This window comes from Streptomyces sp. NPDC004647 (genome assembly GCF_040609575.1).
Classification (GTDB): Bacteria; Actinomycetota; Actinomycetes; order Streptomycetales; family Streptomycetaceae; genus Streptomyces.
The window spans coordinates 1-13,021 of the sequence record NZ_JBEXKU010000057.1; the positions used below are offsets into that span (position 1 = coordinate 1).

Annotated in this window: 12 protein-coding genes; 7 read left to right on the plus strand and 5 right to left on the minus strand. The window is 70.3% G+C overall.

Annotated elements, in window-relative coordinates; translation table 11 throughout:
- Positions 1-193 precede the first annotated feature (193 nt).
- Positions 194-1,603 (minus strand): HAMP domain-containing sensor histidine kinase, encoded by a 1,410-nt coding sequence (locus tag ABZW18_RS23635; protein ID WP_356190584.1) that lies wholly within the window; start codon positions 1,601-1,603, stop codon positions 194-196.
- 17 nt (positions 1,604-1,620) lie between these two features.
- A complete protein-coding gene (locus ABZW18_RS23640) occupies positions 1,621-2,325 on the minus strand; it encodes a response regulator transcription factor (RefSeq protein WP_356190587.1) in 705 nt (234 codons plus the stop codon).
- 285 nt (positions 2,326-2,610) lie between these two features.
- Here ABZW18_RS23640 and ABZW18_RS23645 point away from each other — a divergent pair, with 285 nt between their 5' ends.
- The 7 genes from ABZW18_RS23645 to ABZW18_RS23675 all read left to right on the plus strand — a co-directional run bounded on the left by ABZW18_RS23645 (position 2,611) and on the right by ABZW18_RS23675 (position 9,220).
- Positions 2,611-3,387: an amino acid ABC transporter ATP-binding protein gene (locus tag ABZW18_RS23645; protein WP_356190590.1), complete on the plus strand. Its 777-nt coding sequence runs from the start codon at positions 2,611-2,613 to the stop codon at positions 3,385-3,387.
- A 44-nt stretch (positions 3,388-3,431) separates the two neighbouring features.
- Positions 3,432-4,349 carry a glutamate ABC transporter substrate-binding protein gene (locus tag ABZW18_RS23650; RefSeq protein ID WP_356190592.1) on the plus strand — a complete coding sequence of 306 codons (918 nt, stop codon included), beginning with the start codon at positions 3,432-3,434 and terminating at the stop codon, positions 4,347-4,349.
- A 109-nt stretch (positions 4,350-4,458) separates the two neighbouring features.
- Positions 4,459-5,106: an amino acid ABC transporter permease gene (locus tag ABZW18_RS23655; RefSeq protein ID WP_356190595.1), complete on the plus strand. Its 648-nt coding sequence runs from the start codon at positions 4,459-4,461 to the stop codon at positions 5,104-5,106.
- On the plus strand, positions 5,103-6,071 hold the full coding sequence (locus ABZW18_RS23660; RefSeq protein WP_356190597.1) for an amino acid ABC transporter permease: 969 nt from the start codon (positions 5,103-5,105) through the stop codon (positions 6,069-6,071). The genes ABZW18_RS23655 and ABZW18_RS23660 overlap by 4 nt, the downstream gene beginning before the upstream one ends.
- Before the next feature lie 142 nt (positions 6,072-6,213).
- Positions 6,214-7,881 (plus strand): FAD-dependent monooxygenase, encoded by a 1,668-nt coding sequence (locus ABZW18_RS23665; protein ID WP_356190599.1) that lies wholly within the window; start codon positions 6,214-6,216, stop codon positions 7,879-7,881.
- Between the two features lie 389 nt (positions 7,882-8,270).
- On the plus strand, positions 8,271-8,783 hold the full coding sequence (locus ABZW18_RS23670) for a cysteine dioxygenase (RefSeq protein WP_356190667.1): 513 nt from the start codon (positions 8,271-8,273) through the stop codon (positions 8,781-8,783).
- On the plus strand, positions 8,780-9,220 hold the full coding sequence (locus tag ABZW18_RS23675) for a rhodanese-like domain-containing protein (RefSeq protein ID WP_356190602.1): 441 nt from the start codon (positions 8,780-8,782) through the stop codon (positions 9,218-9,220). The genes ABZW18_RS23670 and ABZW18_RS23675 overlap by 4 nt, the downstream gene beginning before the upstream one ends.
- A 125-nt stretch (positions 9,221-9,345) precedes the next feature.
- Here the strand turns inward: ABZW18_RS23675 and recX are convergent, their stop codons facing one another.
- The 3 genes from recX to ABZW18_RS23690 all read right to left on the minus strand — a co-directional run bounded on the left by recX (position 9,346) and on the right by ABZW18_RS23690 (position 12,920).
- A complete protein-coding gene (gene recX / locus ABZW18_RS23680; protein ID WP_356190605.1) occupies positions 9,346-9,951 on the minus strand; it encodes a recombination regulator RecX in 606 nt (201 codons plus the stop codon).
- 3 nt (positions 9,952-9,954) lie between these two features.
- On the minus strand, positions 9,955-11,085 hold the full coding sequence (gene recA, locus ABZW18_RS23685) for a recombinase RecA (protein ID WP_356190607.1): 1,131 nt from the start codon (positions 11,083-11,085) through the stop codon (positions 9,955-9,957).
- 653 nt (positions 11,086-11,738) lie between these two features.
- Positions 11,739-12,920, minus strand: coding sequence for an AI-2E family transporter (locus tag ABZW18_RS23690; RefSeq protein WP_356190610.1), 1,182 nt, complete (start codon positions 12,918-12,920; stop codon positions 11,739-11,741).
- Positions 12,921-13,021: the final 101 nt, after the last annotated feature.

A 13,021-nucleotide genomic window follows, 5' to 3' on the forward strand; every position in this document is an offset into this window, starting at 1 on the left:
GTTCAGATCTCGCGCCTACCGCGAATCAGGCCCCCCGCCGTCCCGGTATGCGCCTCGTCGCTCGCCGGGGCGGCCGACGAGCGCGGCGAGTCTCCCGGGGCAGTAGCCGGGCACCGGACCAAGCCCCAGCCCCCGGAGGGCGGGAACATGGGCGGGCCGTGCGAGCCCCCCGGAAGTTGGTCCGCGCAGACTCTCAGCCAGGCGGCGCCGTACGAGGCACGGTGATCGTCACGCACAGCCCGTTCGGCTCCCGCGGGGCGTACGCGATCGAGGCTCCACCGGCGGCCAGCAGCACGCTCGTGATGGACAGCCCCAGACCCGAGCCGGAGACGTTCTGGTGCCGGCCGCTGCGCCAGAAGCGGTCGCCGATCCGGGCCAGTTCCTCCTCCGTCAGGCCCGGCCCGCCATCTGAGACCGCGATGCGTACGGTGTCGCCGTCGGGCTCCACGGCGACCGTGACCGCCGCGCCTTCCGGGGTGAACTTCAGGGCGTTGTCGACAACCGCGTCCAGCGCGCTGGACAGAGCGATGGGGTCGGCCCAGCCAGTCGCCCCGGCCGGGCCCTCGTAGGAGAGTTCGACCCCCTTGCGGTCGGCGACCGGGCGCCAGGCGCCGACCCGCTCATGAGCCAACTCGGCGATGTCCGTCAGCTGGAGGTCCGCCGCCGTGTGCTCGGCGAGCGCGAGATCGAGAAGGTCGTCGAGCACACGCGCCAGCCGCTTGCCCTCCGTACGGACCGCGGCGACCTCCTCGTTGCCCTCCGGGAGTTCGAGCCCGAGCAACTCCATCCGCAGCAGCAGCGCGGCGAGCGGATTGCGCAACTGGTGCGAGGCGTCGGCGACGAACGCGCGCTGCTGTTCGAGCACTTCCTCGACGTTGTCGGCCATCTCGTTGAACGAGCGGGCCAGTCGGCGCAGCTCAGGCGGCCCTCCCCCGGCCGCCACCCGGGACTTCATCCTCCCGGTCGCGATGTCGTGGGTGGCCGCGTCCAGGATGCGTACGGGCCGCAGCACCCAGCCCGTGAGGCGGAAGGCCGCCCCCACCGCCAGCAGCATCGCGGCGAACTCCCCCGCACCGATGAGCAGCCAGCCGTGCAGGGTGCGCGAGCGCATCTGACCGGTGGGCGAGTCGGTGACGACGACCGCGACCACATCACCGTCCCGGACGACCGGCGAGGCGACCGCGAGCCGGCCGCGCTGCCAGGGCCAGACCTGGTGCGGATCATGGCTGCGGCGGCCGGCCAGCGCCTCGCGGAAAGCCTGGTCGCCCTCGCCCTCGTCCGGCACGGCCCAGTCGCCCGGGGAGACGGCCATGGCCGACCGGTCGCGGTAGAAGACCCCGGCCCGGATGCCGTACAGGTCGTGGTACCGGTCGAGTTCCGCGCGCAGCGTGACGAGCCGGCCGCCCTCGTCCGCGGGCTTGCTGGCCTCGGGGCGGGCGGTCACGAACTGGGCCAGGGCCGCAAAGCGCGCGGTGTCGTCGATCCGGTCGACGACCACCCGCTGCTGCTGCGCCGCCGCCAGGCTCCCGGCGAGCGGAAAGCCCAGCGCGAGCAGTACGCCCGCCATCAGGACGATGAGCAGCGGAAGGAGTCGGGTGCGCACGGGGCCGCAGCCGTCTTTCAGGCAGCCGGGGCGACGAGGCGGTAACCGACCCCGCGGACCGTCTCGATCAAGGCGGGCAGGCCCAGCTTGGAGCGCAATGAGGCGATGTGCACCTCAAGGGTGCGGCCGGTCCCTTCCCAGCTGGTCCGCCAGACCTCGCTGATGATCTGCTCCCGGCGGAAGACGACGCCGGGGCGCTGGGCGAGCAGCGCCAGCAGATCGAACTCCTTGCGGGTGAGCGGGACGGGGGTGCCGTCCACCGACACCTGGCGCGTGGGCAGCTCGATGAGCATCGGGCCGAGGCGCAGCGGCTCCGCCGGGCCCGCGGCCGCGTCGTCGGACTCGGCCTCACCGGGGACGGCCCGGCGGCTGACGGCGTGGATACGGGCGAGCAGCTCGCCGGTGTCGTACGGCTTGACGACGTAGTCGTCCGCGCCGAGATTCAGCCCGTGTATCCGGGAGCGCACATCGGCCCGCGCCGTCACCATGATCACGGGCGTGGTGCTGCGCTTGCGGATCCGCCCGCAGACCTCGAAGCCGTCCTGGTCGGGCAGGCCGAGGTCGAGCAGCACGACACCGAACGGGGCGCGGGTATCGGGCAGCAGCGCCTGGAGCGCCTCCTCGCCGCTGCGGGCGTGGGTGACATGGAAGCCGTGCCGGGCCAGTACGGCGGAGAGGGCGGCGGCGACATGGTCGTCGTCCTCGACGAGCAGCAGTCTCATAGGCCCCTCTCTGTCCTGGTGGCCTGTGGCCCCGCCATGCCGGTCATGCGCTCCTCAGGCATCCAGCACGATGCACGCGGTGCACGTCAAGGGCTGTCCGGCCGACCGGACCATCCGTTATGGAGCCGGTAGGGAAGCGGCAGCCACCGGAGGGAATGGCGTCCATAACCGAGCGTCGCCACCGGTATCCGGATCGTTATGCTCAATTTCCCCTCAGATGTAATGACGCTGGTCGGATCGGCTCACTAAGGTCCTCCCAACCGAGGAGGACGGAGCTAGAAGCGGATGACCGAAGTATCGGTGACCAAGGATGCCGCAGCCACGGCGGACGAACTGGTCGTGCTGGACAACGTCAACAAGCACTTCGGCGCGCTGCATGTGCTCCAGGATGTCGACCTGACCATCACACGCGGCGAGGTCGTCGTCGTCATCGGGCCGTCCGGGTCGGGCAAGTCGACGCTGTGCCGAACGATCAACCGGCTGGAGACGATCGACTCCGGCGCCATCAGGGTCGACGGCAAGCCGCTGCCCCAGGAGGGCCGCGAGCTCGCACGGCTGCGTGCCGACGTCGGCATGGTCTTCCAGTCCTTCAACCTCTTCGCGCACAAGACCGTGCTGGAGAACGTGATGCTGGGCCAGGTCAAGGTCCGGCGCACGGACAAGAAGGCGGCCGAGGACAAGGCCCGCGCCCTGCTCGACCGGGTGGGCGTCGGCACTCAGGCGGACAAGTACCCGGCGCAGCTGTCCGGCGGTCAGCAGCAGCGGGTGGCGATAGCCCGCGCCCTGGCCATGGACCCGAAGGTGATGCTCTTCGACGAGCCGACCTCGGCACTGGACCCCGAGATGATCAACGAGGTGCTGGAGGTCATGCAGCAGCTCGCCCGGGACGGCATGACGATGGTCGTCGTCACCCACGAGATGGGCTTCGCGCGATCCGCAGCGAACCGGGTCGTCTTCATGTCGGACGGCCGGATCGTCGAAGAGGCGCAGCCGGAACAATTTTTCAACAACCCCCGCAGCGACCGGGCCAAGGACTTCCTGTCGAAGATCCTGCACCACTGACCGCCCAGGTCTGCCAACGCCTGACGACACAAAGGATGTTCACGATGAAGCTCCGCAAGACGGCCGCAGTGGCCATCGCCGTGCTCGCCCTCACCGCCACGGCGTGTGGTGGCAAGGAGGGTTCGGCGGGCGACAAGCCGGGCGCCGCACCGGACGGCAAGACCGCTCCGAAGCTGCCGACGTACACCGTCGCCAAGGACGTCAAGGTCGACTCGCCGGTGCTGAAGAAGGCCCAGAAGCGCGGCAAGATCGTCATCGGCGCCAAGGCCGACCAGCCGTACCTCGGCTTCGAGGACCAGGCGACCAAGGAGCGTTCCGGCTTCGACATCGAGATCGCCAAGATGGTCGCGGCCGACCTCGGCTTCTCCCCGAAGCAGATCACCTGGGAGACCGTCGACTCCGGCGCACGTGAGACGGCCGTTTCCAAGGGCGATGTCGACCTGATGATCGGCACGTACACGATCAACGACGAGCGGAAGAAGCAGGTCGGCTTCGCCGGTCCGTACTACCACGCCGGTGCCTCCCTGCTGGTGCGCAAGGACGAGAAGTCCGTCACCGGCCCGGACACCGTCAAGGGCAAGAAGGTCTGCTCGATCGTCGGATCCACCCCGCTGCAGACGATCAAGCAGCCGAAGTACGGCGCGAAGGTCACCGAGCTCGCCAAGTACTCGGACTGCGTCAAGCAGCTCCTCGACAACCAGGTCGACGCGGTCACCACGGACGACGCGATCCTGAAGGGCTACGCCGCCCAGAACCCGAAGAACCTGAAGGTCGTCGGCAAGCCGTTCAGCGACGAGCCGTACGGCATCGGCCTCAACAAGGACGACAAGAACCTTCGGGCCGCCCTGAGCGACGCTCTGGAGGCGCACCAGAAGAACGGCGACTACAAGAAGGCGTACGACGCGACGATCGGCCTCTCCGGTTCGGAGTACGTCGACCCGCCGGCCCTCGAGCGCTACTGACGTCCCTTCAGCCGGCCTGCCCTGTACGGCTGCGGTCCGCCGTGGCCGTACGGAGCAGGCCGACTCTTGCCCGTCCGTTGCTTCCCGCCCGCCCCCGCGGAGACACTTCATGAACGTATTGCTCGACAACCTGGCGCTGTTCCGCGAAGGGTTCATCGGGACCGTGTCGCTGACCCTCGTCAGCGGACTGCTCGCCATGGTGCTGGGCGTGCTGATCGCGGGCTGCCGGGTCTCGCCCGTGCCGCCGTTGCGCATATTCGGCACGGCGTGGGTCACGCTGCTGCGCAACACCCCGCTGACCCTGCTGTTCCTCGTCGCGTTCTTCGTTGTGCCGAAGATCCTCTTCCCCGGCATCGACTCGTTCGTTCTGGGCGTCCTCGCCTGCGGCTTCTACACCTCCGCGTTCATCTGCGAGGCGGTGCGCTCCGGCTTCAACACGGTGCCGATGGGGCAGGCGGAGGCCGCGCGCAGCATCGGTATGACCTTCATGCAGTCCATGCGGATCGTGGTGCTGCCGCAGGCCACCCGCTCGGTCATACCGCCGCTGAGCAGCATCTTCATCGCGCTCACCAAGAACACCGCGATCGCCGGCGCGTTCTCGAACGTCGAGCTGTTCAACGTCTCGAAGACGCTGAGCAATGACGGCTACGACATCGCCGTCATCTTCGTCTGGGTCACCCTCGCCTACCTGGTCATCACCTTCACCATCAGCGGACTCTTCCGCCTGCTGGAGCGCCGTATGGAGGTCGCCCGATGAGCGCGAGCGTGCTCTACGACGCACCGGGTCCCAAGGCCCGGGTGCGCAACCTCATCTACTCGGTCGTCGGCACACTCCTGGTGCTCGGCCTGATCGGCGTGATCGTCGCCCGGCTGGCCGCCGAGGGCGAGTTCGCCCCCGCGATGTGGGACATCTTCAACTACGCGGGTATCCGGAACAACATCCTCGAGGGCCTGCTCGCCACCCTGAAGGTGTTCGCCCTCGCCGCGGTTCTCTCTCTCGCATTCGCCGTGATCCTGGCCGTGGGGCGGCTCTCCGACCACAAGCCGGTGCGCTGGCTGGCCACCGGGTTCATCGAGCTGTTCCGCTCGGTGCCACTGCTGATCACGATCTTCGCGCTGTGGGTGGGCATCGCCGACACCCTGTGGTCGGACCTCCTCCATCTGCCGGGCAGCATCGACATCAATTCGATGTGGGCGCTGGTCATCGGTCTCACGATCTACAACGGCTGTGTCCAGGCCGAAGTGCTCCGCGCGGGCATCAACGCGGTGCCCAAGGGGCAGCGTGAGGCGGCGTACGCGCTGGGGATGAGCAAGACCCAGGTCATGACGACCGTGCTGGTGCCGCAGGCTGTGCGGTCCATGCTGCCGACGATCATCAGCCAGCTCGTGGTGACCCTCAAGGACACCTCGCTCGGCTACATCATCCTGTTCCCGGAGCTTCTGCAGACCACCCGGCTCATCGCCGGCAACACCCTGGTCGACGGCAGCTATCCGTACGTTCCGGTGATCATCGTCATCGGCACGATCTATGTGGCGCTGTGCATGGCGCTCTCCTCCCTCGCGACGTGGATCGAGAAGCGTGGGCGGCGTGCGAAGACCGGCATCACCGTGGCCGCGGCCGCGGAGCCGGCCGAGGCGCCCGGGGTGCTCGACGTGACCGGGGCGGACCACACCGCCAATGAGCCGGAGGGGCCCGATGGGCCTTCTGTGACGAAGAACTGACGCCTCGGCGGCAGCGGCGCCCACGTCGCTGCCGCCGTCGCTTGACGCAGGCACCCGCAGTGGGTTGCATACGAAGTGTGATCGCGCACCGGGCTCCCCTTGGCATTTCCTGTACGACCCGAACGGCCGCGGGAGCCACGCCGTGGACCCGGTGATCATCGCTGGGGCCGGGCCCGTCGGTCTGTCCCTCGCCCTGGCCCTCACGCGGCGCAATGTGCCCGTCGTCGTCCTCGACGAGAGCCCGGGACAAGATGAGACGCGTCCCGCGCGGACCGCCGTACTCCGGCCCGACACCGCCGGCTTCGTCGGCCGGCTCGGCTGCGCCCCCGCTACGGAGGACGGCTGCCGCTGGACCGCCTCGCGGACGATGCGCCGCCGCCAACTCGTGCACCGCCAGGAGTTCGGCGACGCTGAGCCGGCCGGGGCCGGGGCCGCTCCGGGAGCCCCGCTCCACCTGCCCCAGCACGCCCTGACCCGGCGGCTCCGCGCGGCACTCGCCGAGGAGAGCCTCGCATCGATCGCCACCGGCAGCCGGCTCGACGCCCTCGAACAGGACGAACGGGGAGTCACCGCGCACACCCGCGGCTCGGGGTCCCCCTCGGCGCAACCGGGCGGAGGCACCTGGTGGCGGGGCAGTTACCTCGTCGGCTGCGACGGTCCACGGTCCACGGTCCGCAAGCTGCTCGCGGTGCGCTTCCCGGGACGTACTGCCGTCGAACGGCACGCCGTGGCGGCGTTGCGCGCCGCGCTGCCCTGGCCCGGCGAGGCCGTACTGCACCGCTCCCCGCCCCGCGGCGGGGACGTGATGGCCCGGCCACTCCCGGGCGGGGTGTGGCGGATCGACTGGCTGCTGCCGCCGCGCGGCGAGCTGGTCACCCCCGAAGCGCTCGTCGCCCGGATCCGCGACACCCTGGCCCTGTGGAACGGCGACACCCCGTCGTACGAACTGCTGGACACCGGTGTGCACACCGTCCACCACCGGTTGGCCCTGCGCTGGCGCGTGGGCCGGGCCTTCCTCGCGGGCGACGCCGCCCATCTGCTCGGCGCCCTGGGGACGCAGGAGTTGGACGAGGGGCTGCGGGACGCGGACAACCTGGCCTGGAAGCTCGCACTGGTCTGGCACCGCCACGCGTCCGAAGCGCTCCTCGACAGCTACCAGGCCGAGCGGCGTTCGGCCGTCGGGGCCCGGCTCCGCGCTGCCGACCAGGCGCTTCCACTCGTACGGGCGGGCGGCGGCTGGCCCGCCGTACGCCGCTCCGTGCTGCCGGGCGCATCCGGCGCGCTCGACGCGCTGCTCACGGACGGCCATCTCGGACGGGGGCCGCTCGGGGCGCCGCCGGTGTACGCGCGCTCCCCCCTCGCGCCGACCAGGCCGGCGGGTGAGGCGGAGGCGGCCACGGCACCCGGGGCGCAGGTGACCGACGTACCGGTCACCGCGCCGGACGGGTCGGCTGCGCGGCTGCGCGACCGGCTCGGCCGCGACCTTCTGGTGGTACTGGTCGCCCCGGGAACGGGTGTGTGGGAGCGGCGTCACTGGCTGAGCGCCGGGCTGATGCCGCGGCTCGCGTCCGCTGTCTCCGCGCTGCCGGTAAGGGCCGAGCTCCTGGTCGCGGAGGGTTACCCGGGCGCGGCAGCGCACACCGTGCTCGTCGTACGGCCCGACGGGCATCTGGTCGCGGCGATGCCCGGGGTCCGGCCGGCCGAGCTCCACTCGTGCGCCGACGCGGCACGCGGAGGGGCGGCAGTGCCGCCACAGGCGGGCGCGGAGAGCGCCGCGCAGTCCGCGGGGGAGGCTTCCGCGCGCCGCTGACCATGGGCTCGGCAGGCGCGCCAACCGAAACGCGACCCGAACGCGAACCGAAACGCGAACCGGGGCGCGCGGAGGAGCCGCGGAGGAGCCGGGCGTCTGGCGACCGCACCCGGCACGTCCGTCCCACCGCCGCCACCGAGTTGACCCGCGCATCCCTGCGTGGTCTACTCCGGAGCGTGACTGACACCCGGCTGTGCTTCTGGCGGAGGGTCCATCTGGACCTGGTCCGCTACGCAGGCTGCGTGTGTCGTCCGTCCTGTTGATCCGCTGCTCCCTCAGCGCGGCTCTGCTCCGCGCACACCTTCGCGATCACTCAGGACGGTTCTGTGTCTTCCACCACTCCCGGCGGCGTTTCCGCCACCCCGCCCGCCCCCGCCCCGTTCCCTGCCCTGTCCGCGTCCGGTGACGGTGGTCCCACGGCCACCGAACTGCTCGACTTCGTACGCCGTACCGCCGCCGATCAGGCACTGATCGGCTCCCTCCCCCTCGACCCCGAAGGCCGCACCTGGATGCGGCTCGACGGCCCGGGGGGCAGCGAGGCATGGCTCATCGGCTGGCCCCCGGGCACCGGCACCGGGTGGCACGACCACGGCGGCTCCCGGGGCGCCTTCGCCACCGCCTCGGGCCGGCTCACCGAACAGTCCCTCGCCGTACAGCTGCCCACCGAGGGCTGGCGGACGCTCGAACTGGCCGAGGACGTCGACCGCGAGCGGCAGCTGCCCCCCGGCCAGGGCCGCGCGTTCGGCCCGCACCATGTGCATCAGGTGCTGAACTTCGCCGCGGAGGAGCACGCCCTCTCGGTGCACGCGTACTACCCGCCGCTGCCGCTGATGCGGCGCTACAGCCGCACGGGGCCGCTGTTGCGGCTCGAGGAGATCGAGCAGCCGGAGGAGTGGACGTGAGCGAGACACACGCGACACAACTGCGGGGCATCGACGCCCTGCTGGCCCAGGCCCGTACGGGGCTGGACCGGCTCGGCCCGGAGCAGGCCGCCGAGGCCGCGGCGGCAGGGGCGCTGCTCGTCGACACCCGCTACGCCGAGCTGCGTGAGCGCGACGGCACCATTCCCGGTGCGGTGATCGTGGAGCGCAATGAGCTGGAGTGGCGGCTCGACCCGCTCGGCAGCCACCGGCTGCCGGAGGCGACGAGCCACGATCTGACCGTCGTGGTCGTGTGCAACGAAGGCTATGCCTCCAGCCTCGCGGCTGTCTCGCTACGGCAGTTGGGGCTGCACCGTGCCACAGACCTGGACGGCGGATTCCAGGCGTGGCGAGCGGCGGGGCTGCCCGTGGAGCAGTCAGGGGTCACCCGGCCGAACGCACCGATCGCCGGCCACTGACCTCGGTGAGTGCGGCTCCTCCCGGCAGAAGACCGCGGCGTCCATGACCGCGGTCCGGACGCGGGTGGCCCCGTTGTCCGGGGAAGGAGGCGGGGCAGGGCAGGGCGAGGTTCTTGCTCAGGGCCTCAGAGGTCCGGGAGATGGTGGTCCAGCAGCTCGGGATCCTCGCCCTCCTCCTCCAGCGCGCGCCGGACCACTCGTCGGGCAAGTCCCTCCGAATAGCCCTTGCGGGCCAGCATTCCGGCGAGGCGGCGGATCCGCTTCTCCCGGTCGAGGCCGCGGGTCGCCCGCAGCTTCCGCTCCACCAGATCCCGGGCGGTCCACTCCTCCTGCTCCGGGTCGAGCTGCCCGATGGCCTCGTCGATCAGCTCGGAATCGACTCCCTTGGTGCGCAGCTCGCGCGCCAGGGCACGGCGGGCCAGGCCCTTGGCGTGGTGCCGGGACTCCACCCACGCGTCGGCGAACGCCGCGTCGTCGATCAGTCCGACGTCCTCGAACCTGGACAGCAGCTCTTCCGCCACGTCATCCGGGATGTCGCGCTTGCGCAGGGCGTACGCGAGCTGCTTGCGGGTGCGCGGAGTCCCGGTGAGCAGGCGCAGGCAGATCGCCCGCGCCTGCTCCTCGGGACTGCGCGGTGGCCCCTGCTCGGCCCTCGACGAGCCGGGGTCACCGCTGTCCGTGCCTACCTCGCCGCCGCTGCCGGTCTCCCCCCAGTTGGTTCGCCGCGTCATGAATCAGCTCTTGGCCGCGGCCTTGGTCGTCTTGGCGGCCTTGGCCGCCGGGGCAGCGACCGGAGTCGACACGGCAGCAGCCGGGTCGGCCCCCGCACCCGCGGCGTCCGCACCGGGCTCCGCCGCCGGCGCCACCGGCTTCACACCGACGCCCAGCTTTTCCTTGATCTTCTTCTCGATCTCGTTGCCGAGGTCGGGGTTGTCCTTCAGGAACTTGCGGGCGTTCTCCTTGCCCTGGCCGAGCTGATCTCCCTCGTACGTGTACCAGGCGCCGGACTTACGGACGAAGCCGTGCTCGACGCCCATGTCGATCAGACCGCCCTCGCGGCTGATGCCCTCCCCGTAGAGGATGTCGAACTCCGCCTGCTTGAAGGGCGGCGCGACCTTGTTCTTGACGACCTTGACGCGAGTGCGGTTGCCGACCGCGTCGGTGCCGTCCTTCAGCGTCTCGATGCGACGGATGTCGAGCCGCACCGAGGCGTAGAACTTCAGCGCCCGGCCACCGGTCGTCGTCTCCGGGGAGCCGAACATCACGCCGATCTTCTCGCGCAGCTGGTTGATGAAGATCGCGGTGGTCTTGGACTGGTTCAGCGCACTGGTGATCTTGCGCAGTGCCTGGCTCATCAGCCGGGCCTGGAGACCGACGTGCGAGTCGCCCATCTCGCCCTCGATCTCGGCCCGCGGCACGAGGGCCGCCACCGAGTCGATGACGATGAGGTCGAGAGCGCCGGAGCGGATCAGCATGTCCACGATCTCGAGCGCCTGCTCGCCGGTGTCCGGCTGGGAGAGGATGAGGTTGTCCGTGTCGACGCCGAGCGCCTTGGCGTACTCGGGGTCGAGTGCGTGCTCGGCATCCACGAACGCGACCGTGCCGCCCGCCTTCTGTGCGTTGGCCACCGCATGCAGCGTGAGAGTCGTCTTACCGGAGGACTCCGGCCCGTACACCTCCACCACGCGGCCGCGCGGCAGCCCGCCGACGCCGAGAGCGACGTCGAGAGCGGTGGACCCGGTGGGAATGACCTCGATGGGGTCGTTCGGCCGGTCACCGAGGCGCATCACCGCGCCTTTGCCGAATTGCCGTTCAATCTGTGCGAGCGCGGCGTCGAGCGCCTTCTCGCGGTCGGTACCTGCCATGGGTTCCACCCGGTTTGCTTGAGTCGATCGCTTCACGTCCATGACGCTAGCGCCTGCCACTGACAATGCGCCCGGGCGTCGGTCTGCCTGTGGAAAACCCAGCCCGCGAACCATAAGAATGGATGTTCGATTTCCGTGTCAAGCGCCACTCCAGCCCCGCAGGTCGCTGGGACTGAGCGCCGTGGGTGACGGGTTTCGCCGGTTGAAACGCTCAACGGCTCAGCCGGGCGCGGCAGGGTTGATCAGGCCACAGCGAGCGGCTGGAACAGGGTGAGCATCAGGCAGGGCACGTCGTCGGTGTCGTAGGCGGTGGCGAACCAGGTGGGATCATCCGTGCCCACCGGATGCTCGAAGAAGACCGTCAGGTACCCGACGACGCCTGCGGCGGTATGGCACGCACGGTGAGTGCGTCGGCCCCGCAGCCGCCTCGGCGAGGGCGGGGCGGCACCAAACCCATCGGAGGAAGTGCGCCATGTTCGTGATCACCGGAGCCAACGGCCGGACCGGCGGAGCCGTCGCCCGCGCCCTAGCTCTTCGGTAACTCTTCGGCCGGTCATCGGTGGCTCTTCGGCAGTCGCTCAGTGGACCCCCGCAGTCCGCGTGCGCACCCCGCGCATGTCTCTGATCAGGCGTCAGCAGGCCCCGGCGGCTCCTCAGCGACCGCGCCGCAGCCCGCGCCGCATCCTCGCGAGAGCCGAGGCACCAGGGTTCCGGCGCGGACGGCCGTGCACCCGTGGGTCGTCCGTGACGTCGTAGCGCTTCACATACGCCCCGAGAAAGGCCTGCAGCGTCGCCGTCGCCGGGATGGCGATCAACGCGCCGACGGCGCCCAGCAGCGCCGTACCCGCGACCACCGATCCGAAGGCGACGGCCGGGTGTATGTCCACGGTCCTGGCGGTGATGCGCGGCTGCAGCAGATAGTTCTCGAACTGCTGGTAGATCACCACGAAGCCGAGCACCCACAGCGCGTACCAGGGGTTGACGGTGAAGGCCAGCAACATCGGCAGCGCGCCCGCCAGATAGGTGCCGATGGTCGGAATGAACTGCGAGAGCACGCCCACCCACAGCGCCAGGGCGGGGGCGTACGGGACACCCAGGAACTCCAGCAGGACGTAGTGCGCGCCCCCGGAGATCAGCGCCATCAGACCGCGCGAGTAGAGATATCCGCCCGTCTTGGCGACCGCGATCTCCCAGGCCCGCAGTACCTCCGTCTGCTTGGCGGGGGGCAGCACCGAGCACAGCGCCCTGCGCAGCCGGGGGCCGTCGGCTGCGAAGTAGAACGAGAAGAGCGACACAGTCAGCAGCTTGAAGAGCCCGCCGAGGACGGTCGCCGACACGTCCAGCACCCCGGAGGCGCTGTTCTGGGCGTACTTCCTCAGCCAGTCGGACCTGAGCAGGCTCTCCTGGATCTCCACCCGCGACAGGCTCGTCCGGAACGTGTCGTTGATCCAGCGCATCACCGAGTCCAGGTACTGCGGGAAGTTCTCCACCATCGTGACGATCTGGCCGGCCAGCATCGAGCCGAGCAGCACGAAGAACCCGGCGAAGAAGACGATGACACCGAGGAAGACCAGCGCGGTGGCCAGGCCTCGGCGCATTCCGCGCGCGGCCATACGGTCCACCGCGGGCTCCATGGCGAGCGCCAGGAAGAAGGCGATCAGGACGTTGACCAGGAGCCCGATCAGCTGGTGGAAGGCCCAGTTCGCGAGCTGGAAGCAGGCGAAAAGGGCGAGCGCCAGCACGATGGCCCGGGGCAGCCAGCGGGGTATCCGGTCGCCGCGGTCCGCGGGCGCACCGGGTCGGAGACCGTCCTGAGCTGCTTCGTCTGCTGCCACCCGGCAAGTCTGGACTACCGACCGGCGGGCCCCTCCGTCACCCCGGACTTCAGTGCCGGCGTCCCGGCAGGGAGCCGTCCGCCGTCATCGCTCCATCCGCC